This is a genomic window from Pseudomonas fluorescens (genome assembly GCF_001648775.1).
Taxonomy (GTDB): Bacteria; Pseudomonadota; Gammaproteobacteria; order Pseudomonadales; family Pseudomonadaceae; genus Aquipseudomonas; species Aquipseudomonas fluorescens_M.
The window spans coordinates 1-26,781 of the sequence record NZ_LVEJ01000008.1 but is presented as its reverse complement, the minus strand read 5'-3'; the positions used below and the strand labels follow the sequence as shown (position 1 = coordinate 26,781).

At 62.1% G+C, this 26,781-nt stretch carries 16 protein-coding genes; 7 read left to right on the top strand and 9 right to left on the bottom strand.

Annotated features, from left to right (window positions below):
- Positions 1-238: 238 nt before the first annotated feature.
- Positions 239-2,443: a TonB-dependent receptor gene (locus A8O26_RS08820; protein WP_064117666.1), complete on the top strand. Its 2,205-nt coding sequence runs from the start codon at positions 239-241 to the stop codon at positions 2,441-2,443.
- A gap of 328 nt (positions 2,444-2,771) precedes the next feature.
- A complete protein-coding gene (locus A8O26_RS08810; protein WP_064117664.1) occupies positions 2,772-4,307 on the top strand; it encodes an FAD-dependent oxidoreductase in 1,536 nt (511 codons plus the stop codon).
- A 124-nt stretch (positions 4,308-4,431) separates the two neighbouring features.
- Here the strand turns inward: A8O26_RS08810 and hemB are convergent, their stop codons facing one another.
- Together hemB and A8O26_RS08800 are read right to left on the bottom strand one after the other, a co-directional pair.
- Positions 4,432-5,406 carry a porphobilinogen synthase gene (hemB, locus tag A8O26_RS08805; protein ID WP_064117663.1) on the bottom strand — a complete coding sequence of 325 codons (975 nt, stop codon included), beginning with the start codon at positions 5,404-5,406 and terminating at the stop codon, positions 4,432-4,434.
- Positions 5,407-5,660: 254 nt separating this feature from the next.
- Entirely contained in the window at positions 5,661-6,359 is a 699-nt protein-coding gene (locus A8O26_RS08800; RefSeq protein WP_064117662.1) for a glutathione binding-like protein, read from the bottom strand.
- A gap of 316 nt (positions 6,360-6,675) precedes the next feature.
- On the opposite strand from A8O26_RS08800, the gene A8O26_RS08795 reads away from it, so the two are divergent.
- Complete coding sequence (locus tag A8O26_RS08795; RefSeq protein ID WP_064117661.1) at positions 6,676-7,350, top strand: hypothetical protein; 675 nt, start codon at positions 6,676-6,678, stop codon at positions 7,348-7,350.
- Between the two features lie 118 nt (positions 7,351-7,468).
- Here A8O26_RS08795 and mnmH read toward each other — a convergent pair whose 3' ends face one another.
- The 3 genes from mnmH to A8O26_RS08780 all read right to left on the bottom strand — a co-directional run bounded on the left by mnmH (position 7,469) and on the right by A8O26_RS08780 (position 20,370).
- Complete coding sequence (gene mnmH / locus A8O26_RS08790; RefSeq protein WP_064117660.1) at positions 7,469-8,572, bottom strand: tRNA 2-selenouridine(34) synthase MnmH; 1,104 nt, start codon at positions 8,570-8,572, stop codon at positions 7,469-7,471.
- Complete coding sequence (gene selD, locus A8O26_RS08785; protein WP_064117659.1) at positions 8,572-9,606, bottom strand: selenide, water dikinase SelD; 1,035 nt, start codon at positions 9,604-9,606, stop codon at positions 8,572-8,574. The genes mnmH and selD overlap by 1 nt, the downstream gene beginning before the upstream one ends.
- Positions 9,607-9,846: 240 nt before the next feature.
- Complete coding sequence (locus A8O26_RS08780; protein WP_064117658.1) at positions 9,847-20,370, bottom strand: autotransporter-associated beta strand repeat-containing protein; 10,524 nt, start codon at positions 20,368-20,370, stop codon at positions 9,847-9,849.
- 512 nt (positions 20,371-20,882) lie between these two features.
- Between A8O26_RS08780 and A8O26_RS08775 the strand changes: the two genes are divergently transcribed.
- Complete coding sequence (locus A8O26_RS08775; RefSeq protein ID WP_064117657.1) at positions 20,883-21,842, top strand: nucleoside-specific channel-forming protein Tsx; 960 nt, start codon at positions 20,883-20,885, stop codon at positions 21,840-21,842.
- Positions 21,843-21,857: 15 nt separating this feature from the next.
- A complete protein-coding gene (locus tag A8O26_RS08770; RefSeq protein WP_064117656.1) occupies positions 21,858-22,880 on the top strand; it encodes a purine-nucleoside phosphorylase in 1,023 nt (340 codons plus the stop codon).
- Between the two features lie 121 nt (positions 22,881-23,001).
- On the opposite strand, the gene A8O26_RS08765 is transcribed toward A8O26_RS08770, so the two are convergent.
- From A8O26_RS08765 to A8O26_RS08760, 3 genes are all read right to left on the bottom strand, one after another.
- A complete protein-coding gene (locus A8O26_RS08765; RefSeq protein ID WP_064117655.1) occupies positions 23,002-23,958 on the bottom strand; it encodes a quinone oxidoreductase family protein in 957 nt (318 codons plus the stop codon).
- A 30-nt stretch (positions 23,959-23,988) separates the two neighbouring features.
- Positions 23,989-24,162 carry a DUF1427 family protein gene (locus A8O26_RS29350; protein WP_007969534.1) on the bottom strand — a complete coding sequence of 58 codons (174 nt, stop codon included), beginning with the start codon at positions 24,160-24,162 and terminating at the stop codon, positions 23,989-23,991.
- Positions 24,163-24,386: 224 nt separating this feature from the next.
- Complete coding sequence (locus tag A8O26_RS08760; RefSeq protein WP_172828133.1) at positions 24,387-25,160, bottom strand: AraC family transcriptional regulator; 774 nt, start codon at positions 25,158-25,160, stop codon at positions 24,387-24,389.
- A gap of 145 nt (positions 25,161-25,305) precedes the next feature.
- Here A8O26_RS08760 and A8O26_RS08755 point away from each other — a divergent pair, with 145 nt between their 5' ends.
- Positions 25,306-25,533 carry a DUF6555 family protein gene (locus tag A8O26_RS08755; RefSeq protein ID WP_064117653.1) on the top strand — a complete coding sequence of 76 codons (228 nt, stop codon included), beginning with the start codon at positions 25,306-25,308 and terminating at the stop codon, positions 25,531-25,533.
- Between the two features lie 39 nt (positions 25,534-25,572).
- Positions 25,573-25,845: a hypothetical protein gene (locus tag A8O26_RS08750; protein ID WP_064117652.1), complete on the top strand. Its 273-nt coding sequence runs from the start codon at positions 25,573-25,575 to the stop codon at positions 25,843-25,845.
- 25 nt (positions 25,846-25,870) lie between these two features.
- On the opposite strand, the gene A8O26_RS29345 is transcribed toward A8O26_RS08750, so the two are convergent.
- The gene (locus tag A8O26_RS29345; protein WP_081265170.1) at positions 25,871-26,035 is read right to left on the bottom strand and encodes a metallothionein; all 165 of its coding nucleotides are present in this window, start codon (positions 26,033-26,035) and stop codon (positions 25,871-25,873) included.
- Positions 26,036-26,781 lie beyond the last annotated feature (746 nt).

Genomic DNA, 26,781 nt, shown 5'->3' with positions numbered 1-26,781 from the left:
TGGTAGGGCGCAGGCTAGGACTGCGAGGCCGCTGCCACGTTCCCCGGCCTGCGCACTCCTTCCCCGCAGAGTCCAGTGCAATCAGATAGCCCGGAACAGAGCTTTCCAAGGCTGATGACAAACTGATTGCAAAACGTTACTGAGAAAACCTATCATTTGCACCTGGAGTCGCATTTGCGCAAGGAGTTCCCGCGCCGCCCTTATTTTTCTCACCGGCCGTGCGCCTCCAGGTACATACATGCCCGCTTCAGCTCGACTCGCCGTCCCGTTTCGCCCGACGCTTCTCGCCCTGCTGTGCTCCCTGACTGTCACCGCTTACGCCGCCGAAGGCGATACCAAAGCGCTGGTGCTCGACGACGTCAACGTCAACGCCCAGGCGCCGAACCCCGGTGCCCTGCCGCCGGTCTACTCCGGCGGACAAGTAGCCCGTGGTGGTCAGCTCGGCGTGCTCGGCAATCAGGACATGATGGATGTGCCGTTCAGCGCCGCCTCCTACACCGAACAACTGATACAGGATCAGCAGGCTGAAAACGTCGCCGATGTGCTGCTCAACGATTCGTCGGTGCGTCAGGCCTCCGGTTTCTCCAACCAGGCGCAGGTCTTCATGATCCGCGGCCTGCCGCTGAACGGCGATGACATTTCCTATAACGGCCTGTACGGCGTGCTGCCACGGCAGATCATTTCCACCGATGCGCTGGAGCGTGTGGAAGTGTTCAAAGGCCCGAACGCCTTTATCAACGGCGTGACCCCAACCGGTTCCGGCATCGGCGGTGGCGTCAACCTGCAACCGAAGCGCGCCGGTGATGTGCCGCTGCGCCGTTACACCACCGACATCAACAGCGAAGGCCGCATCGGTCAGCACTTCGACATCGGCCAGCGTTTCGGTGAAGACAACCGCTTCGGCGCACGGGTCAACCTGTCGCAGCGCGAAGGCGACACCGGTATCGATCACGAAAACCAGCGCTCGAAACTGTTCGCCATCGGCCTCGATTATCGCGGCGACGCCCTGCGCCTCTCCGGCGACTTCGCCTACCAGAAAGAACGCGTCAACGGTGGCCGCAACTCGGTCAACCTCGGCACGGCCACGCACATTCCGGACGCGCCATCGGCCGACACCAACTACGCGCCGAAGTGGGGCTACACCGACATCGAAGACACCCTCGGCATGCTCCGCGCCGAGTACGATCTGAACGACAACTGGACCGCCTACGCGGCCGCCGGCGCCAAGCACACCCGCGAAGTCGGGCGCTACAACTCGACCACGCTGGTCGGCAACAACGGCGCGTCCTTCACCACCGGCTCGTTCATTCCGCACGATGAAGACAACACCAGCGTGATGGCCGGCCTCAACGGTAAATTCAACACTGGCGCGGTCAGCCACAAGCTCAATTTCGGCCTGACCGGCATCTGGGCCGAGCAGCGCAGCGCCTATGATTTCGACCTGACCAAGTACGCCAACAACATCTATCACCCGGTGCAGACACCGTCGCCGGTCGGTAACTTTTCCGGTGGCGACTTGAATGATCCCGGCATCGTCGGCAAGACCTTCAACCGCAGTGTCGCACTCTCCGACACCCTCGGTTTCTTCGATGATCGCCTGCTGATCACCGCCGGCCTGCGTCGTCAGCAACTGGTGGTACAAGGCTACAACTACGCCAGTTGGGGCAGTGGCGATCGCAAGTCGAGCTACGACGAATCGATCACCACGCCGGTCTACGGCGTGGTGTTCAAGCCGTGGGAACACGTGTCGTTCTACGCCAACCACATCGAAGGCCTGGCGCAGGGTCCGACCTCGCCGACCAGTTCCGGCGGTTTCCGTGTGACCAACGGCAACGAAGTCTACGCGCCGAAACGCTCCAAGCAGACCGAAGTCGGGGTGAAAGTCGACATGGGCACTTACGGCGCCAGCCTGGGTGTCTATCGCATCGAGCAACCGAGCGACGGCTACTGCGAAATCAACAGCGCCACCACCTGCACTTACGTACGTGAAGGCGAGCAGATCAACAAAGGCGTGGAAATGAACGTGTTTGGCGAGCCGATCCAGGGCCTGCGTCTGATCAGCGGTCTGACCCTGATGGACACCGAACTGAAGAACACCCTCAACGGCGCCAACGACGGCAACCACGCGATTGGTGTACCGACCTTCCAGTTCAACGCTGGCGCTGACTGGGATGTACCGGGCCTGCAGGGTGTCGCGCTGAATGCGCGGATGCTGCGCACCGGCGGTCAATATGCCGACGCGGCGAACAACCTGAGTTTGCCGACCTGGAATCGTTTCGATGCCGGTGCGCGTTATGCGTTCAAGGTCTCGGAGAAGGACGTGACCGTGCGTCTGGGTGTGGAGAACCTGGCGAACAAGAAGTACTGGGAATCGGCTCAGGGCGGTTATCTGACCCAGGGTGAACCGCGGGTTGCCAAGTTGTCCGGCACTATCGATTTCTAAGGCTGAGAAGCCCTCACCCTCAAAAGCCCCTCACCCTAGCCCTCTCCCGGAGGGAGAGGGGACTGACCGTGATGTTCTTGCAAGTTACACCGACCTGAAATATCGAGTCGAACTCAAGTCTTAAAAAATACACAAATCGGCTCCCTCTCCCTCGGGAGAGGGCTGGGGTGAGGGGCCCGGATCTACGCAGCACAACAGCCCTCCCGCCGAACACCCGAAAAAGGCCCCGCAGCCTCACCACTACGAGGCCTTTTTCCGTCTGGCCGATCAACTGGCCACCCTCTCCTTCTGATCCATACTTGCTGCACAGCAAACGGAGGACAGGCCCATGAACCGCAGCGACGTCCTGATCATCGGCGCCGGCCCCACCGGTCTGGTGCTGGCCCTGTGGCTGAGCAAACTCGGCGTGCGCGTGCGCATCATCGACAAGACCTCCGCGCCCGGCACCACTTCGCGAGCGCTGGCCGTGCAGGCGCGCACCCTCGAGTTGTACCGGCAACTGGACCTCGCCGACACCGTGGTGCGCAACGGCCATCGGGTGGCGGCGGCGAATTTCTGGGTCAACGGCAAACCGGTCGCGCAACTGCCGCTGAACCGCATCGGCGAAGGCCTGACGCCCTACGCGTTCGTCGAAATCTTCCCGCAGGACGAGCACGAACGGCTGTTGATCGAACGCCTCGAAGACTATGGCGTCACGGTCGAACGCGACACCACGCTGGAAAGCTTCGAAGAAAGCGGCGATGGCCTCACCGCGCATCTGCGCCTGCCCGATGGCGAGCAGGAAATCTGCCAGGCCTGTTATCTGGCGGGCTGCGACGGTGCCCGATCAGCGGTGCGTAAAAACCTCGACGCCGGGTTTCCCGGTGGCACCTATCAGCAGATTTTCTACGTCGCCGACGTCAAGGCCAGCGGCCCGGCAATGAACGGTGAGCTGCATCTGGATCTGGATGAAGCGGACTTCCTCGCCGTGTTTCCACTGGCTGGCGAAGGCCGCGCCCGTCTGATCGGCACCGTGCGTGACGAACGCGCGGACCGCGCCGAAACCCTGCAGTTTTCCGATGTCAGCAGCCGTGCCATCGAACACCTGAAAGTGCACATCGAAGACGTGCACTGGTTCTCGACCTACCGCGTGCATCATCGCGTCGCTGAGCACTTTCGCAGTGGCCGCGCGTTTCTGCTGGGCGATGCCGCGCATGTGCACAGCCCGGCGGGTGGTCAGGGCATGAACACCGGGATTGGCGACGCGATCAATCTGGCGTGGAAACTCGCCGCCGTGCTCAGCGGCGCCGCTGAGCCTGGCCTGCTCGACAGCTACGAAACCGAACGCATTGCCTTCGCCCGCCGGCTGGTGTCGACCACTGACAAGGTCTTCAGTTTTGTCACCGCCGAAGGGCGGATGGCTGATCTGCTGCGCATGCGCGTGGCGCCGTTTCTGATCCCGAAAGTGGCTTCATTCGAGGCCAGTCGCGAGTTCCTCTTTCGCACCGTGTCGCAAGTCACCCTCAACTATCGCGGCATGCCGCTGAGCCAGGGCGCAGCCGGCCACGTCCACGGCGGTGACCGCTTGCCGTGGGCGCATGATGGCGAGGGGGATAATTACGAACCGCTCAGGCAGCCGTGCTGGCAGGTGCATGTGTACGGCGACACCAGCGATGAAATGATTGCCTGGTGCCATGAGCATCACCTGCCACTGCATGTGTTCGACTGGCGTCCGGCGTTTGAAACGGCGGGGTTGGGGCGTAACGGCTTTTATCTGCTGCGCCCGGATACCTATGTGGCGATTGCCGAGAACAGCGCGGATCCGAAGGTCATTGAACGCTACTTCCGCGATCACGGCATCCGCCCCTACTTCAACTGCCCCTGACACACCACAAATCAAATGTGGGAGCGAGCCTGCTCGCGAAAGCGTCGTGTCAGTCAACATTCATGTCAACTGATAGACCGCTTTCGCGAGCAGGCTCGCTCCCACAGGGGTAATGCGTGGGGCGTCAGATCCCGGCCAGCGCCAGATCCATCGCAAAGTAGGTGAAGATCAGGTCCGCACCCGCACGCTTGATCGCGCCCAGGCTTTCACGTACCACACGATCCTCATCGATCGCCCCGGCCTGTGCGCCGAACTTGATCATCGCGTACTCGCCACTGACCTGATACGCCGCCAGCGGCAGGTTCGAGGCTTCACGGATATCGCGGATGATGTCGAGGTACGCACCGGCCGGTTTGACCATCAGCGCATCGGCGCCTTCCTGCTCGTCGAGCAGCGATTCACGCAGGGCTTCGCGGCGGTTCATCGGGTTCATCTGATAGCTTTTGCGGTCGCCTTTCAGTGCGCTGCCACCGGCCTCACGGAACGGGCCGTAGAGCGCCGAAGCAAACTTGGTCGAGTAAGCCATGATCGGGATCTGCGTGAACCCGGCTGCGTCCAGCGCCTGGCGAATCGCCCGCACCTGACCGTCCATCGCTGCCGATGGCGCGATCACGTCGGCACCGGCGTGGGCCGCGGCGACAGCCTGTTTGCCGAGGTTGATCAGGGTCTGGTCGTTGTCGACTTCATGGTTGTGCATCACGCCGCAGTGGCCGTGATCGGTGTATTCGCAGAAGCAGGTGTCGGACATCACGATCATGTCCGGCACGGCATCTTTGGCAATGCGCGACATGCGCGAGACCAGACCGTCTTCGCGCCAGGTGTCGCTGCCGGTGCTGTCCAGATGATGCGACACGCCGAAAGTCATCACCGACTTGACGCCGGCACGGGCATAACGCTCGATTTCGCTGGCCAGTTTGCGCTCGGGAATACGCATCACCCCGGGCATGCTGTTGATCGGCACGAAGTCGTCGATTTCTTCTTCAACAAAAATCGGCAGTACCAGATCATTCAGGCTGAACTCGGTTTCCTGGAACAGGCTGCGCAGGCTCGCATTGCGGCGCAGACGGCGGGGACGTGCTTCGGGGAACTGACTGGACATGGGGGCCTTTCCTGAAAACGGCAGATGAGACGAAAGTCGTAGGGGGCGAAGCTTATGCGTTGCGGGGGGTGGGGTACAAACCTGGATCAATCAAGAGTGCATTACCGGGGGTGTAATAATCCCTGTGACACAACAAATCCCCTGTGGGAGCGAGCTTGCTCGCGAAGACGGTGTATCAGCATTAGAAATGCTGGCTGACGCGACGCCTTCGCGAGCAAGCTCGCTCCCACAGGGTTATGTGTACAGCCCTTAGATTACGAGGGGATGGTCAGGCCGCGAATGACCGCCGGACGTGCGAGAAAACGCTCAAGCACACGGGTGACATTCGGGAAATTCTGAATGCCGACCAGATCACCCGCTTCATAAAACCCGATCAGGTTACGCACCCACGGAAACGTGGCGATATCGGCAATGGTGTAGCGCTCGCCCATGATCCAGTCACGGCCCTTGAGCCGACCGTCGAGCACTTTGAGCAGGCGTTTGCTTTCATCGACATAACGATCACGCGGACGCTTGTCCTCGTAATCCTTGCCAGCGAATTTGTTGAAGAAACCGAGCTGGCCGAACATCGGGCCGATGCCGCCCATCTGGAACATCAGCCACTGAATGGTTTCGTAACGCAGCGCGCCTTCCTGCGCGAGCAACTGACCGCTCTTGTCGGCCAGATAAATCAGAATTGCACCGGATTCGAACAACGGCAGCGGCTGATCTTCGGGGCCGTGAGGATCGAGGATCGCCGGGATCTTGTTGTTCGGGTTCAGCGAAAGGAACTCCGACGACAACTGATCATTGCTGTCGAAAGCGACCTTGTGCGGCTCGTACGGCAGGCCGATTTCTTCAAGCATGATCGAGACTTTGACGCCGTTGGGCGTCGGCAAGGAATAGAGCTGAATCCAGTCAGGGTACTGCGCCGGCCATTTCTGGGTGATCGGGAACGCGGACAGATCGGTCATGGGAAGCATCCAGTCACAAATTAAAGTCCTGAGCATAATCCAGGATTACCCGCTCTAGCGCGGGTTCTTTTTCCCGGCACCGTTGCATCTACTTAAATCCGCAACATCCTGTCGCTAACCTGCCCCCAGGCCGCTGAACGTTGCCGTTAGAGTGCCGCGCACTCGTACGATCGAACCAAACGGCCCTCAGGGGACTCTGAGCTATGCCTTTGTTGCAGAGGAAGCCGTTCACGACAGGGAAAACACCCGGTGCTGGGAGCCCGCGGTGTAAAGGTTTGTCAGCCTTAACTGAATTTGCTGAAGAACCTTTTATTTCATGACGAACCTTATGCGTTTCGCCAAACGTTTCAAACATCGCGCGTATGTGGCCCTGCCTTCCCTGCTGGCCGTCAGTGCGCTGTTCCTGTCGCTGGAGTCCAGCGAAAGTCGCGCACAACCGGTGGACGGCACCCAGACGCTGGTGTTCCTGCGCCATGCCGAGAAACCCGAAGGCGGTCTCGGCCAGCTCAATTGCCAGGGCCTGAACCGCGCGATCGACCTGTCGACGCTGTTGCCGGAAAAATTCGGCAAGGCCGATTACGTGTTCGCCGCCAACCCGACGCGCAATGTCGAGGAAGGTGAGCTGGACAATTCCTACAGCTACATTCGCCCACTGATGACCATCAGCCCGGCGGCGATCAAGCTCGGCCTTCCGGTGAACATCGAGTTCTCGGCCAACGACACCAGCGATCTGGCCCGCGAACTGCTGGAAGACAAGTATCACAACTCGACGATCTACACCGCCTGGTCCCACGGCTATCTGCCGGAGCTGATCAACAAGGTGGCGGGCAAAGCAGTCGGCGAGAAGCAGAACATCACTGATGACTGGGCGGGCAACGATTTTGACTCGCTGTATGTGCTGACTTTGACCTGGCACAACGGCAAGGCCAGTTTGCAGAGCCACAGCTACAAGCAGGGGCTGGATCATGGCAAGGAAACCTGCCCGACCTGAGTTTTGTATGGCTTGACCCGGCCCCTTCGCGAGCAGGCTCGCTCCCACATTGGATCTGCGTGCAATACAAATCCCTGTGGGAGCGAGCTTGCTCGCGAAGAGGCCAGCCGCTACAACCTCAAACCTTCTGATTCACCCGCTCACGCAGATACTCCAGCACCGCCCCACGCTCCCCGGCAAACTCGATCCGCCCGCCCTTCTTCTCGCGCTGAAATACATACATCGGGTCGTAATAATCGCGCAGCAATACGCCAATCCACTCACGGAACAACTCGACCGAACCGCTGCGCGCCTGTTCGGACAACGCCGCTTCCATCTGCAAAAACAGGCGTTGATAGCGCTCGCCACCCAGTCGACGCTGAATATTGTTGAGGCTGGAAATCAATCGCTCGGCGTACAGAGCAAAACCGTGCTCGCCATGCACCGCGACGAACTCGGCGTGCAGGTCGATGACGTAATCCTGCAAGATTCGCTCAACCCGATTGTCGAGGCTGTCCTCCAGCCAGACCAGCGGCGACGCTTGCATGCCGCGGTACAGCGGCAACGGCAAGGCACAACTGCCGACCACCCGGCTCTCGTCTTCCAACACAAACTGGCTGATTCCGCCTGCGCGTTTTTTCAGCACATCGACGGCCAGGCGGTTTTCGAAATCAATGTTGCTCGGTTGCCCGGTGGCACGCTTGCCAAAACTCGAACCCCGATGGTTGGCATGCCCTTCCAGATCCAGACCATTGCTCAACTGCACCAACACTTCAGTTTTACCGGTGCCAGTCATGCCGCCGAGCAAGACCAGATCGCATTCGGCCACAGCCTGATCGACCGTCTCCAGAAGGAACGTGCGCATGGCCTTGTAGCCACCGCCGACACGCGGGTAATCAATGCCGCCCTCGTCCTGGATCCATTGCTGGACAATCTGTGAACGCAGGCCGCCACGAAAGCAATACAGATAGCCATCGGGATTGTTACGGGCAAACTCGACCCAGCCTTGAATGCGCTGTTCCCTGATCTCGGCAGACACCAGCCGCTCACCCAAGGCAATCGCAGCTTGCTGCCCGTGTTGTTTGTAACAGGTGCCGACCTGTTCACGCTCGCGGTCGTTCATCAGCGGCAGATTGACCACGCCGGGGAACGCGCCGTGGCAGAATTCGACCGGCGCGCGGGCATCCATCAGCGGCCGATCGTTGAGGAAAATGTCTCGGTAGTCAGTGCAGTCGCGGAGCATCAAATCACCTCGACTGCGTTCGTCTGTCGCTCAACCAGTTCGCCGATTGGCGCCAGGTTCAGGCCCAGTTCGGCGGCGACGGCGAGGAACTCGGCATCGCCTTCAGGGGTAACGGCGATCAGCAGGCCACCGCTGGTTTGCGGGTCGCAGAGCACGCGTTTGTGCAGTTCCTGCACGCGGCCGACCTTGCTCGCATAGCTGTCGAAATTGCGCAGCGTACCGCCGGGCACGCAGCCCTGATCGAGGTAATACTCGACGCTGTCCAGACGCGGCACACGGTCATAAGCGATGCGTGCGGTGAGTTGGCTGCCGTCAGCCATTTCCACCAGATGCCCGAGCAGACCAAAACCGGTGACGTCGGTCATCGCCGTGACGCCGGCGAGTTTGCCGAAACGGCTGCCGGGTTTGTTCAAGGTGCACATCCAGTCGCGGGCCACGCCAACATCGGCGGCGCGCAATTTGCCCTTCTTCTCGGCGGTGGTGAGGATGCCGATGCCCAGCGGTTTGGTCAGGTACAGCAGGCAACCGGCGGTGGCGGTGTCGTTGCGTTTCATGTGGCGTTTTTCCACCAGACCGGTGACGGCGAGACCGAAGATCGGCTCCGGCGCATCAATCGAATGCCCACCCGCCAGCGCAATGCCCGCCGCGTCACACACCGCGCGGCCACCGCGAATCACTTCGCGCGCCACTTCCGGCGCCAGCACATTGACCGGCCAGCCGAGAATCGCAATCGCCATCAGCGGATCGCCGCCCATCGCATAGATGTCGCTGATCGCATTGGTTGCGGCGATTCGGCCGAAGTCGAACGGGTCGTCGACGATCGGCATGAAAAAGTCCGTGGTCGACACCACACCGCGTTCGGCATCGATCTCGTACACCGCCGCGTCATCGCGCGAGGCATTGCCGACCCACAGTTTCGGGTCGAGGTTCTGCGCGCCGCTGCCGGCCAGAATCACTTCCAGCACCTGCGGGGAAATCTTGCAGCCGCAACCGGCGCCGTGGCTGTATTGGGTCAGACGAATCGGCTCGCTCATGGGGGAGTCTCAGGCTGTTGATGGGGGCGATTCTAGCAGAGCGCGAGGCAGCCGAATTCTGCACTGACTGAGCGGCGCCTTCGCGAGCAGGCTCGCTCCCACATTTGCACCGCATTCCCCTGTGGGAGCGAGCCTGCTCGCGAAGGCAATCGAACAGTCATCACAAGCATCAGGTTGCCAAAGAATTTTCAGGCAAAAAAAACCGCCCTCGCGGGCGGCTAAAAGTGCTTCGACCCTAAATCAGAAGCCAAGGCTGAAGCTGATGGTCATTGCATGATCGTTGCTGTCGTTCGACAGTTGGCCCGAGTAGCCGACCCCGAGTTTGCCGGTCGGGCTGATCTGGAAGTCGACACCCGCTTCGACGATGGCGCTGTCCTTGGCGATCGGCACGCCCTGGGTGCTGAACGAGGCGCCGCCGTCGATGAAGCTCAGGTCGGCGTCAGGCTTGGTATCACCAAAGGCATGGCGCCAGCCAATGGCCGCACGCGGGGTGAATTGCCCGCCGTTGGCCAGGGTGATGACTTTGCCGGCCCGTACACCGAGGGTCGAGAAGGTGATGTCCTGATCGGCATCGGCCTCCAGGCGCCCTACTCCGCCTTTCTCCTTGGCCTTGTCGCTGTCGTAGTTGACGTAGGCAAGCCCCGCGAACGGCTCGAGGGCAATGCCGCCGGCATCAATCGTGTAACCGACTTCACCGAACACCTGGGCGCTGCGCGCATCGTAATTGGCTTTCAGACGGTCGTTGTAGCTGCCGACGCTGACGTTGCGTTTGGTCTCGATGTCGTGCCAGCTGTAGGCCGCGCCAAGGCGCACGGCCAGGGCATCGAACTGCGAGTTGAGGTACGCCGCCAGGTGGTAGCTTTCGACGGTGGCATCCGAGCGACGATCATGCGCATCGAGGTCGCTGCGGGTGTAGCCGGCAGCCATGCCCACGCGCCACTGATCATCGAGTTGCTTGTCCGTACCGAGCATGAAACCGCTGAGGTTACGGTCGAGTTTCGCCGCGTTGCTGTCGCCATCTGACTCACCCCACGCGCCGAGTGCACGGGCCCAACCGACCATTTCGCCGTGGCAGCCGTTGCTGCTCAGTTGGTTGTCACTTGGCGCCAGGGCACGGCGTGGATCATCCGCCGCACTGCACGACGGTTGGCGCATGCGGTCGTTGACCGCGTCACGCACGTAGCGCGAATCCTCAAGGATCGCACTGGCGGTGCTGGCGTGGATCTCACCCGACAGACTGTCGAAGGCATTGCGCGCGCCGGCAACACTGAGGTTAACGATTTCGTTCTGCAGCGCCGCACCCGCCGGGCCGTTGTTCGACAGCGCGGTGGCGGTCCTGAACTGGTTGCCGGTGGCGGCGACATCGGCGAACGAATTGCCGTTACGGCTGACCACCAGATTCACGGCGTTGGCGTCATACACCAGTGCCGAATCGAGGAAAGCATATTGCGGCAAATCCGCAGCGCTGAAGGTGCCGATAACCCCACCGCCCGCCGTGATCAGCGAGTACGTGGTGTTGCCGGTGAACGGTGCCAGCGAGTTGACTTGCAAGCCACCACCCAACGTTGCCGTACCGCCGACCGCCAGTGGCGTTGCGGTTGGCGAACTGACCGTCAGGGCCAGCACACCGTCGCTGGCGTTGGTCAGGTTACCGGCCACGCTCAGGGTGCCCGCTTCGGAACCCGAGGCGACAACGCCATGGTTGACCACCGAACCGACGCTGCCATTACCGCTCAGCCCCGCACCGTTGGCCACGGTGACTTGCCCCCCCAACGATGCCCGAGCAGACCGGCTGCCGACTTGCAGCACGCCCTGGTCGACCGACACGGTGCCGCTGAAGGGCTGGTCACCGGTCAACAGCAGCGTCCCGGCGCCACGTTTGGCCATCGCCCCGAGACCGCTGAGGCGACCGTTGAACTGACCATTGGCGCTCTGCTGGAACACCAGTGTGGCGTTGTCGAGAATGTTGCCTTGCAGGCTGGTGGTGTTACCGACCAGCGTACCGCCGCTGACGGTAGTGCCGCCGCTGTAGGTGTTGGCACCGCTCAAGACCAACGTGCCGGAATCAAGCTTCTCGATGCCCCCCGCGCCCACCAGCGGCGCGGAGATTTCCGCACTCGCGCCGGCATTCACCCGCACCGGTGCGAGGCTGCCGTCGGCGCCATTGACGGGGGTCAGCGAGCCACCGGCACCCGGCGCCAGGCTGTAGCCGCCAGAGAGGAATTGCAGCCCCGTGAAGTTCTGATTGCCTTGCACGGTCACCGTACCGGCCTGACCGCCGAACACCGCGAACTGACCATTTGAAGCCAGGGCCTGAGTCCCGCTCGGATCGGTCCAGTTGGTGCCAGGGCCCCATACGCCACTGCCACCACCGATGCTGCCATCCGGATTGGTAGTGCCGCCGTTCCAGAATTGCACCTCACCCGGCGTGCCTTGCACCAGCAGGTTGATCTGATTGGCGATCGCGGTTTGCAGGGTCAGATTGGCCGCCGACACCGGCAGGCTGCCGTAGACCAGACCGTAGTCGGTCAGGCTGCCGCCGTAGCTGAACAGTTGATAGACGCCGGTGCCGAAACCGCCGGCATTGCTGATGTTCAGCGTGCCGTCGAGGGTCAGGTTGCCGGCGACGTTGACCACCGTGGTCGAACTGGTTGCCGAGCCGAGGCTGAAGTCCAGATTGGTCCCCGAGGACAATGCCAGCGAGCCAACCGACAACGGCGTCGCGGTGCCGCCACCGGCCAGCGTCGCACCGTCGGCCAGTTGCACAGCGCCGCCGAGCTGGCCGCCACCGCCGATGCTCGCACCGCTGGCAACGTTGACGTTGGCGCTGTTGAGCACGCCGTTGACGATCAGGTTGCCGGCCTGCACCGAGGTGTTGCCGGTGAAGGTGTTGTGGCCGGTCAGGAGCAATTCGCCGCTGCCGGTTTTGTTCAGCGTACCGGTGCCGGTGAGGTTGCCGGTGTAGCTGCCGTCGGCGTTTTGCTCGAAGGTCAGGATCGCGTTGTTGACGATCGCACCTTGCAGGCTGCTGGTGTCACCGCGCGTCGTGCCACCGTTCAAAGTGGTGCCGCCGCTGTAGGTATTCGCGCCGCTGAGCAGGAGATCGCCGGTACCGTTTTTCAGCAGACTGCCGGTGCCGGTCACCGCACCGATCAGCGTGGTGTTCTGGTTGCCGGCGAGGGTCAGTTGCGCGCCCAGGTTGATGGCGTTGGCCAGCTGCAGCGCCGAGGTGCTGTCGAGGCTGCCGTTACCGGTCACGTTGAGCGCACCACTGCTGATCGCACTGTTGTTGCCGAGGATCAGCGTACCGCCGGCGAGCTGAGTGCCGCCACTGTAAGTATTGTTGCCGTTGAGGGTCAGGCTCGAAGCGCCGGCCTTGATCAGGCTGCCGCTGCCGCTGACCACGCCGCCGAGGGTCAAGGCGTTGGAGCCGGCAACGGTCAAACCACCGTTGACGACCACGTCGTTGCCCAGCGTAACGGCGCTATTGCTGTCGAGCGCGGTGCCATCTGCGGCTGTCAGCACGCCAGTGCCGAGCGCCGCGTCGTTGCCGACCACGATCTTGCCACCGTTGAGCGCCGTGCCGCCGGTGTAACCGTTGGCTGCGTTGAGCACCAACGTACCGGTGTCGTATTTGCCCAGCGTGCCGCTGCCGTTGAGCGCGACGCCAATGGTTGCCGTGGCATTCGGGTCAACCCGCACGGTGGCATTGCCCAGCGAACCGTTGACCAGGTTCAGCGAGCCCGCCGTGCCGTTCACCAGGCTGTAGCCATCGGTGACGAACTGCATGCCGGTGATGGTTTGCGCGCCGTTGACGGTGACCGTGCCGGCCGCGCCCTGGAACACCGCGAAATTGTTGGTCCAGGCCTGGTTGGTGGTGCCGTTGACGTCGGTCCAGTTGGTGGTGCCGGTACCCCAGGTGCCGCTGCCGCCCTCGACCGAACCGTTGGCCACCAGTTGGTTGCCGTCCCAGAATTGCACGGTGACGCCCGGTGCGGTGACCAGCAGGTTGATCTGATTGGCCAGCGCGGTTTGCAGGGTCAGATCGCCCGGCGTCACGCTGCCCGGCACGGTGCCGATCAGCATGCCGTTGTCGGTCAGGCCACCGGTGTAGTTGATCAGGCGATACACGCCGCTGCCGAAACCACCGATGTCACTGACATTGAGGGTGCCGTCGAGGGTCAGGTTGCCGCCGACATTGACCAGCGCATTGCCGCCACCAGACACCGGGGTGCCGAGGCCGACGTCGAAGTTGGAGTTGCCGTTGAACGTCAGCGAATCCACCGACAAGGTGCTGCCGGTAACGCCCGCCAGATGACCGCCATCGGCCACCGTCACGGCGCCGGTCAAGGTGCCGCTGCCACCGAGGGTGCCGCCGTTGTTGACCAGTACATTGCCGCTGGCCAGCGAACCGTTGACCTGCAGGGTGCCGGCGTTGACGTTGGTGTCGCCGGTCAGGTCGCTGATGCCGCTGAGGGTCAGCGTGCCGGTGCCGAGCTTGCTCAGGCTCCCGTCGCCGCTGAGGATACCGGCGAAGGTGCTGCTGATATTGTTGCCGCCCAGGCTCAAGGTGTTGCCGGTGCCGATCAACGCAGTGCCGCTGCCGGTGAGGCTGGCAAGGCTGGCCGAGGCGCCAAGATTGAGCGCCGCGCCGCCCGCGAGGTTGAGCGTGGCGTTGTTGCCGAGCGCCCCGCTACTCAGGGTGGTCAGGCTGCCGGCGAGCACATCGAAGGTGCCGCTGAACGTGTTGCTGCCGCTCAGGGTCACGTCGGCCAAACCGTTCTTGGTCAACGTGCCGGCGCCGGCAATGATGCCGCCGAGGGTCAGGTTGTTGTTACCGGCCAGGGCCAGATTGGCATTGACGTTGAGGTTGTTGGCCAGCACCAGTGGCGCAGAGTTGTCGAGGGTCGATGCACCGGCCACGGTCAGCGCGCCGCTGCCCAGCGCAGCGCCATTGCCGAGGGTTAGCGTACCGGCGTTTAGCGTGGTGCCGCCGGTTCGGGTGTTGACGCCGTTGAGGGTCAAATTGGCCGCACCGTTCTTGGTCAGCACACCGCCGCCGCTCAAGACACCGCCAAGGGTCAAATCATTGCTGCCGACAACCGTCAGGTCATCGGCCACCACTACATTGTTGCCCAGGGTGATGGCACTGCTGCTGTCCAGGGCGGCGGCGTCCATCACCGTCAGAAAGTTCAGCCCTAGCGCACTGTTACTGCCCACGGTCAGCGTGCCGCCGTTCAGGACAGTACCGCCAAGGTAGTTGTTGGTGCCCGTCAGGGTCAGATTGGCGGTACCGTTTTTGGTCAGGCCGCCAGCGCCGTTGATCGTGCCATTCAAGGTCAGGTCGGCGCTGCCCTCAACGGCAACGTTACCGGCCAGATTGACCGCGTTGTTCAGCGACACCGCCGTGCTCGCATCCAGCGTGGTGCCGCCAGCGGCGTTCAACGTGCCGGAACCCAGCGCCGAGTTCGACGCCAGAATCAGGCCGCCGGCATTCAACGCCACCGGCCCGAGGAAGGCATTATTGCCGCCGAGGGTCAGGTTGGCCGCGCCATTCTTGATCAGGCCGCCAGTGCCGCCAATCACGCCGTTGAGGGTCAGCGCGTTGCTGCCGACCACGGTGAGGTTGCCATTGAGCGTCGCCGCATTGGCCAGCGTCACTGCCGCATTGCTGTCCAGTTGTGTGCCGGCATTCGCCGTCAACGTGCCAGTCCCCAGCGCGGTGTTGCTGCCGACGATGATTTTGCCGCCGTCCAGTTGCGTGCCGCCGGTATACGCGTTGGCACCACCGAGCACCAAGGTGCCGCTGTCGAGTTTATTGAGAATGCCGCTGCCATTGATATTGGCGTTGATGGTCGCCGTCACGCCCGGATCAACGCGTAACGAAGTGGTGCCGCCGGTACCGTTGACCGCCGTGAGTTGCCCCGCCGCGCCGTTGACCACGTTGTAGCCATCGGTGAGAAATTGCATGCCGGTGAACGCTTGCGTGCCGTTCACCGTTACCGTGCCGGCGGTGCCTTGGAATACCGCGAAATCACCGGCCCACGGCTGGTTGACCAAACCGTTGGCATCGGTCCAGTTGGTGCCAACCGCGTTCCACGTGCCGCTGCCGCCATCGACGACGCCGTTAGCAATGCTCTGGCTGCCGTCCCAGTAACGGATGTTGACGTTCGGTGCCGACACTTGAATGTTGATCTGATTGGCCACACCGGTCTGCACCACCAGATCACCAAGGCCATAACCGACCGGCACGCTGGCGACGTCGAGACCGAGGTTGGTCAGGGCCCCGGTGTAGTTGAACAGGCGATACACGCCGACGCCAAAACCGCCGGCATCGCTGACGTTGAGATTGCCGTCGAGGGTGAGGTTGCCGCCGACGTTCATCAGCGAAGTGGTCGACGGTGTGCCCAGCGCCACATCGACGTTGCTACCGGCCGCCAGGGTCAGCGCACTCGCGGACAGTTGGTTGCCCGACGACAGCGCCAGATGCCCGCCGCTGTTGACGTTGACCGATCCGATTGCCGAGCCGGTACCGGTCAGGGTACCGCCAGTGTTGACGTTGACCTGCGCACTGGCCAGCGAACCGCTGAGATCGACGATGCCGCCATTGATCGCGGTGTTGCCGGTAATGCCGTTGATGCCGGTGAGGTTCAAGGTGCCGGTGCCGACTTTGACCAGGCCGCCGCTGCCACTGAGATCGCCGTCGAAGGTACTGGTGACGTCGCCGCTGCCGACGGTCAGCAGGTTGCTGCCGGTCAGTTGCACACTGCCGCTGCCGGTCAGCGCACCGAGGCTGGCGTTGCTGCCCAGATTCAGCCCGGCGCCGGCGCTGATGTTGACGCCGGAGGTGTTGCCCAGCGCGTTGTTGTTGAGGGTGGTGACGCTGCCGGAGATGATATTCAGTGCGCCGGTGAAGGTGTTGTTGCCGGCCAGAGCCAGGTCCGACAGACCGTTTTTGGTCAGGCTGCCAGCGCCATCGATGATGCCGTTCAGGCTCAAATCGTTGTTGCCGGCGACGGTCAATCCAGCGTTCAGCGTGATCGCGTTGCCGATGCCGAACGAGGCGCTGTTATCCAGCGTCGCCGCACCGCCGACGATCAATGCGCCGCTGCCCAGACCGTTGGCATTGCCCAGGGTCAGCGTGCCGGCGTTGAGTGTGGTGCCGCCGCTGAAGGTGTTGTTGCCATTGACGGTCAGGTTGGCGGCGCCGTTCTTGATCAACTGGCCCGCGCCACTGGTGACGCCGCCGAGGGTCAGGTTCTGCGTGCCGCCCACAGTCAGTGCCGCATTGAGGGCGACGGCGTTGTTGAGGCTGACCAGCGGCGAGTTGCTGTCCAGCGTTGCCGCGCCAGCAACGGTCAGTGCGCCGGAGCCCAGCGCCGAACTGTTGCCGACGGTCAGTGTGCCGGCATTCAGCGTGGTGCCGCCGAGGTAGTTGTTGGCCGCATTGAGAATCAGATTGGCCGTGCCGTTTTTCACCAGACTGCCGGCACCGCTGACCAGACCGGTCAGGGTCAGGTTCGCCGTGCCGCCGACATTCAACGCACCGGCGAGCGCCACCGCGTTGTTCAGACTGACGGCCGTGTTGGCGTCCAGCGTGGTATTGGCTGCAGCGTTCAACGTGCCGGAACCCAGTGCGGTGTTGCTGCCGACAATCAGTTTTCCGGTGTTCAACGCGGTGTTGCCAAAGTAAGTATTGGCGCCGTTGAGGGTCAGGTCGGCAGCGCCGTTTTTGACCAGGCCACCGATACCGGCGACCACACCGCCGAGGGTCAGCGCGTTGGTGCCGCCCACGGTCAGGGTGCCGCCGAGGTTGACGTTATTGGCCAGCGTTGCCGCAGTGCTGGCATCCAGCGTGGTGCCGTTCGAGGCGTTCAGTGTGCCGGTACCGAGGGCAGTGCTGGAGCCGACAATCAGTGAACCGGCATTCAGCGCCGTGGTGCCGGTGTAGGTGTTGTTGCCGTTGAGGGTCAGGCTCGAAGCGCCGGTTTTGATCAAGCCGTTGGTGCCACTGATCACCCCGCCGAGGGTTAACGCGTTGGCGCCGCCAGCGGTGAGGTTGGCGTTGAGAATCACGTTGTTGTTCAGGGTCACGGCCGAACTGCTGTTGAGCGTGCCCGCGCCTTCCACCGACAAGGCGCCGGTGCCCAGTGCGGCGCCGTTGCCGACGGTGAGGCTGCCGGCATTCAGCGTGGTGCCGCCGCTGTAGGTGTTGACGCCGCTGAGCGTGAGATTGGCGGTGCCGTTTTTCACCAGTTGGCTGGTGCCGCTGATTACACCGCCAAGGGTCAACGCATTGCTGCCGCCGATACCCAGGCTGTTGTTGAGAATGAGCGCGTTGTTCAGCGTCACCGCCGCATTGCTGTCGAGGGTGGCCACGCCGCCAACGGTGATATTGCCGCTGCCGAGCGCCGCGTTGGCGCCCGCCGTAATCGTGCCCGCGTTCAACGCGACGGCACCGAGGAACGTGTTGGCGCCATTGAGGATCAGGTTGGCCGCGCCGTTTTTGGTCAGCCCGCCGCTGCCGCTGACAATCCCGCCCAGGGTCAGGTTGGCGCTGCCGCCGACGTTGAGGTTGCCGCCGAGGGAGATCGCGTTGGTCAGCGCCACTGCGCTGCTGGCATCGAGTGTGGTGCCCGCCGCCGTGGTCAGTGCACCGGTGCCCAGCGCGGTGTTGGAACCGACAATCAGCGTGCCGGCATTCAGCGCGGTGCCGCCGGAGAAGGTGTTGTTGCCGCTGAGACTGAGGTTCGCAGTGCCGTTCTTGATCAGATTGCCGGCGCCACTGACGACGCCACTCAGGCCCAATGCCTGCGTGCCACCAACGGACAGTCCCCCTGCCAGCGCGACGGCGTTGGCGAGGGTCACCGCCGTGGTTGCATCCAGCGTGGTGCCTGCTGCCGCATTCAGCGCGCCAGTACCCAGCGCGGTGTTGCTGCCGACCAACAGGCTGCCGGCATTGAGCAGCGTGTTGCCACTGTTGGTGTTGTTGCCGGTCAACGTCAGGCTGGCACTGCCGGATTTGGTAATCCCGCCGGTTCCGGACAACACGCCACCGAGGGTCAGCGCATTGCTGCCGAGCACGTTGAGCGCGCCGGTCATGCCAATGTTATTGGCCAGCGTCACGTTAGTGGTGCTGTCGAGGCTGGTGCCGGCGGCGGTGTTCAGTGCGCCGCTGCCCAGCGAGTTGTTGTTGGTCACAAGCAGGCTGCCGGCGCTCAAAGTGGTGGTGCCGGTGAAACCGGTATTGGCACCGCTGACGGTCAGGCTGCCCGTGCCGGTTTTGGTCAAGCCGCTGCTGCCGCTGATCAAGCCACCGAGGGTCAGTGCGCCGGTGCCACTGGCGGTCAAGGTGCCGCCAAGGCTGATGGCGTTGGCCAGGCTGATCGTGCCCGGTGCGCTCAAGGTTGTCGCGCCGGTGACGTTGAGCGTGCCGGTGCTGAACGCCTGATTGTTGCCCACCTGCACCGTGCCGCCGTTGAGCGTGGTGTTGCCCAGATAGGTGTTGGCGGCGCCGAGGTTAAGTTGTCCGGTGCCAGCCTTGGTGAAACCGCCGCTACCGGAAATCACCCCGCTCAGGGTGGTCGCGTTGGTACCTTGCACCGTGACGCCGCCGGCACCGACGGAAATCAGATTGCTGATGTTCAAACCGGCATTGCTGGCCTGCAGAATCCCGCCGTTGGAGGTGAGCACACCGCTGCCGAAGGTGGCGTTGTTGTTGAAGTTCGCGATACCGCCATTGAGCGTGGTCGCGCCACTGACCAATGGCCCCTGCAACGTCCAGGTGCCGCTGTTGAGAGTCAGGTTGTTGAAGTTGACGTAGGTGGCGCTCGACGCCGTGCCAGTCCCGGTGATACCGCCGCCAACGCCGGCCGGGTTTTGCAGGATCAGGCTGTTGGTGCCGCCCGCGCCGCCATCGACCGTGCCGGTCGGGGCGAACGTCAAGTTGATGTTGATCAGGCCGCCAAGTCCGACACTGACTTGCACACCGTCACCGACCTGCACTGAAGAGCCAGTCACCGCCGTGAAGGTGTTGGTACTCGCCGCGCCCATCGACACGCCGCCGGTAATCGCACCGGCGTTGGTGAAGGTGTTGCCCGCCGCCGAGGTTTCGAAGGCGATCCTGCCGTTGATCACACCGGTGCTGCTGTTGGTCATGTTGACCTGCGAGCCACCGTAGACGCCGACCACCGGGGTGTCGGCCAGGGTGATGCCGCCGACCGACAAACCGGTCGAGGTGATGGTGCCGTTGTTGGTGATGCTGGTGGTGCCGGCCGCGGCGTTATTCACGCCGATCGCCAGGCCGTCGATGCTGGTCAGGTTGAGCCCGAGCAGCATCCCCGTGCCGCGCATGATGCCGCTGGCGTTGTTGAGCACGCTGACCGTGCTCGTTGCGCCGGTGCCGATGAACGCACCGCCGCTCAATACCGAGACCAGGCCGAGCAACGCCGGGTCAAGGGTGCCGGAGTTGTTCAGGGAGATGTTCACCCCGGTCAGGTCCATCACATGGCCGCCGAGGGTCGCGTTCATCTGCGCGCCGCTGTTGACGTTGACCGTCAGACCGTTGGTAGCACTGTTGAAATTGTTGAGAAACAGCGGCAGCGACGGCACGCCGGTACAGGTCACCGTCGAACCGGCCGTGGAACACGTGGCCAGCGCCGGTGCACTGACGCCGCCGAACAACAGTCCGGCGACGCTCAGGTGCACAGCAAGGGAAAGTGGGGAAAAACGCGAAACGAGGGCGACACCAAACCTTGCTTCCACGGGCTACTCCTTGTCGTGGCCAATTTCTTCCTTGAAGGCGTGCAAAGCCTGCTTATTCCACACGCGAATCAAGACTGCGACGGTCATCACAAAACCGCTGATTGGTGACAAAGCTAGTAGACGCCCCGGCATGGAGCACGGATTAAATGGTGTTAATACTTTAATACTAGAGGGGTCTGGAATCAGGGTTTCAGCCCGCAATCATTGACGGTGAAGGGACTAAAAACTGTGGGAGCGAGCTTGCTCGCGAATGCGTTGTGTCAGCTTGCGGATACTTTTCTGATATCCCGCCTTCGCGAGCAAGCTCGCTCCCGCAGGGAAATTGTAGGGTTTGCGAACCCGCGCCTGACCGATTCATCAGGAAATACTGAAAAAGGACATATTTTTCAGCCCATTGAAGGTTTTGGTACGCCTTGTGCAAACGTTTGCGTAACGTCAATACCAACGTTTTCGTAACAAAACCGTACAAGCCCACGGAACTCCGGGCCTTGATCCGCCAAAAAGGACTTTGAATGCACGCCGCTTCCTTTCTTCGCGCCCCATTTGCGCGCACGTTTGCTGTTTCCTTGCTACTGACCGGCGTTACCGGAGTTCTCAGCCACAGCGCTCTGGCGCAACCGGCGCCGGCCGAAGAATCCGCCCAGGGCGAAGCGCTCAGCCCCGAAGCCAGCCCGCCGAAAAAAGGCGCCTATCTGTCGGACTGGTACAACCAGGACTTGATGTTGATCGGCAGCAAAGACATCAGCTTCGGCCCGCAACCGGCCGATGACATCTACCTGGAATACGAGTACTTCGGCCGCAAAGGTCCGTTCGAACTGTACGGCTATGTCGATATCCCGAAGATCTTCAACATCGGCAACAGCCACGACAAAGGCGTTTGGGATCACGGCTCGCCGGTGTTCATGGAGCACGAACCGCGCATCTCCATCGACTACCTCGCCGGGCGCAGCTTGGCCATCGGCCCGTTCAAGGAATGGTACGTCGCGTTCGACTGGATCTACGACCACGGCAGCCGCAAAGAGAACCGCGCCAACACGCTGTACAGCGGTTTCGGCACCGACATCGATACCCATTCGCGGGTCAATCTGTCGGCCAACCTGTACGGCCGCTACCAGTGGGAAAACTACGGCGCGAGCAACGAATATTCGTGGGACGGCTACCGCGCGCAGCTCAAATACATCGTCCCTATCGACAAATTCAGCAACGGCGCCTCGCTGACTTACATCGGCTTCACCAACTTCGATTTCGGCTCGGACATCCACAAGGACAACCCGGCGCGCACCGCCAACGCGACGGTGGCCACCAACGTCCTGCTCTACTCGTTCACCCACTTGCGCTTCACTCTGGTCGGCCGTTATTTCCACAACGGCGGCAACTGGGAGGACGGCAGCGAGCTGAATTTTGGCGACGGCAATTTCCGCGCGCGTTCCAACGGCTGGGGTTACTACGCCGGCGTCGGTTATCAGTTCTGATACGAGGAGTTTTCCATGCAAGCAATGATGCGTTTGACCCTGACCGGTGCGGCCCTGCTCTGCTCCAACGCGTGGGCGGCCGAGGCGCCGATCCAACCGAAAGTCGTGCTGATCACCATGTTCGCCCCGGAGGCGCAGCATTGGATCGACCGCCTGGAACTGAAGCAGGAAATCCGCGTGCCGGGCCTCTCCGCCGAGTACCCGAGCATCCGTTGCAACACACAGCAGGTGTGCCTGCTGACTACAGGGATGGGCCAGACCAACGCGGCCGCTTCGACCCTGGCCTTGGCCTTGTCGCCGAAATTCGACCTGCGCAAAAGTTACTTCCTGATCGCTGGTATCGCCGGGATCAGCCCAAAACACGGGACCATCGGCACCGCCGCGTGGGCGCATTATCTGGTGGAATTCGGCACGCAATGGGAGCTCGATTCGCGTGATGCGCCGTCGACCTGGCCGACCGGCTACCTGGGCATCAACACCAAGGGCCCGAACGAAAAACCGCCGCTGGATTACAAGACCGAAGTCTTTGAACTCAACCCGGCATTGCAAGCCAAAGCCTTCGCCCTGAGCCACAAGGTCGAGCTGAGCGAGAGCAAGGAATCCGCCGTGTGGCGTCTGAAATATCCGTCGGCCCCGGCCAACCAGCCACCGGTGGTGACCCGTTGCGACACGCTGGCCGGCAACACCTGGTTTTCCGGCACGCGCCTGAGCGAACGTGCCGAGGTCTGGACCCGACTGCTGACCGACAACAAGGGCGAATACTGCACGACGCAGCAGGAAGACAACTCGACCTACGAGGCTTTGTTGCGTGCCAGTCGCGAAGGTCTGGTCGATGTGCAGCGTCTGGCCGTGGTGCGCGCCGGTTCCGACTTCGACCGTCCTGAGCCGGGCGGCAGTGAAGTGGACAACTTGCTCAAGTATGCCGATCAGGGAGGCTTTGTGCCGGCGCTGGAAAACCTCTATCGCACGGGTAATCCACTGGTGCAGGACATCCTGAAAAACTGGTCAGCCTGGGAAAACGGCGTCCCGCAATCCTGAGCCCGACACGAAAAAATGTGGGAGCGAGCCTGCTCGCGAAGAGGCTGGGTCAGTCGATGAATATATTGGCTGACAGACCGCTTTCGCGAGCAGGCTCGCTCCCACAGGGTTTTGCGGTGGGTCAGGGAATAAGGATGATCTTGTCGCCGCTGCCCTGATTCACATCCGCATAACGCTGTATTCCCTCGGCCAACGGTGCCTCGACCAACCCTTGCGGCAGCGGCAACAAGCCCTCATCAAAGAACCGCCCGAACTGCTCGAGCATCGCCGCACAGGCGTCAACGCCATACAACAACGAATTGATCCCGACCACCGAACCGCCCTTGCGATACAGCGCCAGTGCCGGCAGTTGCACATGCCCATCGACCGGCGCGGCGATGATCGCGATACGACCAAACGTGGCCAACGCCGCTACCGAGGCCGGCAACCAGAAGCCAGTGGTGTCGAAGATCACATCGGCGCCGCCGCGATACAGCGCATTGACCTGTGCGCCGAGGTCTTCGGGTTTATCCAGCTGAATAGTCTGATAACCCTGCGCCTGCAAATCGGTCACCTGCTCCGGGCGGCGCGCCGCTGCCAGCAACTGAGCACCACGCACTTTCGCCAATGCCAGTGCCGCCGTGGCCACCGCGCCGCCGCCGATCACCAGCAAACGGGTTTCGGCTGTCACCAGACTGCGTTCCAGCGCATCCCACGCCGTGGTGTAGGGCACGCCGAGGCTGGCGGCCTGGGTGAAGCTCAGGTGCGAAGGCTTGTGCGCCACGCCATTGGCCGGCAGTTTGACGAATTGTGCGTGGGAGCCATCGGCGAAGAAACCCAGCTCACGGCCGGTGCCCCAGACTTCCTGACCGATCAACGCCTGTGGGCCTTCAACCACAACGCCGGCGAAATCCCGACCGGGAATTCGCGGCAGCGTGGTGTAAGGAAAACGGCCGAGCACGTTCTTCACGTCGCTGGGGTTCAGGCCTGCCGCTTTGATCTGCACGAGCACTTCGTTCGCGCCAGGAACAGGGGTCGGCACCTCAACGAAACGCAGGGAAGACAGGTCGCCGGTTTTATCGAATTGCAGTGCTTTCATGGGGACATCCACCAAAGGAGAAAAGGACAATCAGGACAGCCAACCGGCGACCAGTTGCCGGCCCATCGGCCACAACTGCTCACCGGCCAACATGCCGAGCAAACCGACCAGCGCGATGGCCGGCGGCGCGGGAGAACGGAAATCCAGCGCGCCGTACAACAGGCCGACGCCCAGGCCGATGGCCAGCGAAATCAGGTAGTTCATGGGGAGGAACTCCGCCGTTTGAAGGGAATGGACAGAGTCTAGGGAATCGGGCGGGATGGCATCGGCCAAGGACTTCTGAATTTCGGACAAGTATCGGATGCACACCACAGAACCCTGTGGGAGCGAGCTTGCTCGCGAAAGCGGTGTGTCAGTCCACTCTCCACTCACTGGTACACCGCCTTCGCGAGCAAGCTCGCTCCCACATTGGATTTATGCAGGTTTGATTAATCGTGTTCCACAGTGAATTGTGAGGGGGCGACGCCCAATTCGCGGCGGAACATGTCGCTGAAGCTGCTCGGTGAATAACCGAGCTCACGGGCGATCACACTCACCGCCACGCCCTGAATCAACTCCGCCACCGCCGTCGCCAATTGCACCTGCCGCCGCCACTCGGCGAAGCCCATGCCGAGGCTGTCCTTGAACAACCGCGCCAACGTGCGCACGCTGGCCCCGGCATTTTCTGCATGCTGTTCGAAAGGAATTTCCAGCGACGGCGCCGCCATCACCGCTTGGCACAAATTCATCAAACGCCGGTCGGAATCGTCCGGCATCGGGATCTTCAACGGCGAACGCCTGGCGCGTTTCAGTTCCAGCAAGGCCAATCCGACCAACGCTTCGTAATACTCTGAATTACCGCTGTCGCCCTGCTCCACCAGCCCGACGATCAATTCGCGCAGCAAGCCACCCACCTCGATCACCTGCACCGTCTGATCCAGCGTCGCCGCCAGCGCCGGGCGCAGGTAGATATTGCGCATCTGCAGATCCGACACCACCCGAATCCCATGCGGCACACCGGGCGGCAACCACACCGCGCGCTGCGGCGGCACCACCAGTGCTTCGTGCGGCGTCTCGACCCACATCACCCCGCTCATCGCATACAGCAACTGCCCCCAGACATGCTCGTGCGGCTCGATGAACAAGCCACGCGGATACGTACGGGCCACGCGCTGCACGGGCACATCGGTATCACTGAGATCGGGCGGCGCGGCGAGGGCCATGGCGAGCATTCATTGGGGTTGGCGGAGCGATCATGGTAACCAGTCCGCCGGTGCGTCGCCAACGATAGATACCGTCGGACAATCCGAGTGAATTTTCCCGGTGCGCCGCGATCCCTCTATTACCACAGGGAGGAATACGGGCTTTATGAACAACGCAAAACTCTATGTCATCGAATACACCCTTCACGGCACGCCCAAGTCGTTCATTATCCGCTCGGACAAAATGGACAACGCCGAGGCGTGGCACTGGGCGAGCTGCGATGCCGGCGTCGGCCGCATCCCGCGCTTTGGCCGGGAAAAAGTGCAGAAGACCAGCAAACCGATGGCGGAAAAATTCGGCGTGGAAAACGTCGTGTGGCGATCGACCAGCTAAGCTCAGCCTGGCCATCGGCAACATTCGGGGGAATGCAGCATGAGCAACATCATCAGCCCGGCACACCTGGACTACGGCCTCGATACGTTGTTTGGGCGTATCACCAAAAGCGTCGATTGCCGCGTGGGGCTGGAGGCGGTCGAGGATGATCCGTTTCGCTTCGCGTTGCGAGTGCCAGCACCGCTGCCGGAAGACCTCGATCAGGCGAAAACCGTGGTGGTCCGGGTTGAAGGGCGAAGGTTGCAAGGTACGGTAAGGCATGCAGAGCGGCTGGATGATGAGAGCCTGAAACTGGAAGTGGAGCCTGATTAGGCTCCACTTTTTTTTGCGTCGCTCTTCATCCGTGGGCGCATTTACAGCCCTTGGTTGAACATTCCTCGCCACTTTTGTGGTGGTGGGCGCAGGCTTCGCAGCAATAGTGTTTGCCGTGCACGGCGTAGGAATGATCGCCTTCTTTGATGGTGCACTTGCAGTTGGGACAATCGCATTTTTTATCAGGCATGGGACAGACTCCTTGGGTGGTGGTTGTCTGGGGCTTGAAGGGTAAGCCGTGATTACCAGTGTAGAAGCTGCCGGGGATTTGGGGGTTTGGGGGGGCATATCCGTTGCTGCGGGTGCTGCCGCTGGCGGTTTCGCTCTTACAGCGACTCACTTTTCCAGACGCCGAAAAGTAAGCAAAAGGCTTTTGCCCCGGCGTACGGCACTTCGCTGAGGCTCAGTGTTCCCTCGCTACGGTGTCCATCCGGGGGCATCGCCTACGGTTGGCTTCGCTGCACCTCCTCTCGATGTGTGCGGCTACGCCGCACGGCGCTGCGCGCCTAACCCCCGGATGAACACCTTCGCTCGGCCTGCCGAAGGGGCAAAAAATCAAAAGCCGATGCCAAAGCCAGATCAAAAGCCAGATCAAAAGCCCCTCACCCTAGCCCTCTCCCGGAGGGAGAGGGGACTGATTGAGGTGTTTGGGAGAGCTACGCCGACGTGCGATACCGCGTTGAACTCAGATTTTGAAGCTTTGAAGCAAGAGCCCCTCACCCTAGCCCTCTCCCCGAGGGAGAGGGAACTGATCGAGGTGTTTGGGGGAGGTACGCCGACGTGCAATACCGAGTCGAACTCAGGCTTTGAAAAGCACATAAATCGGCTCCCTCTCCCTCGGGAGAGGGCTGGGCGGGCGGCGTTCCGATGAGGGGCAAACCCACCACAAAAACAAAAGCCATGCGCGCCCCGCTTTTCACCACTCAATAGGCCGAG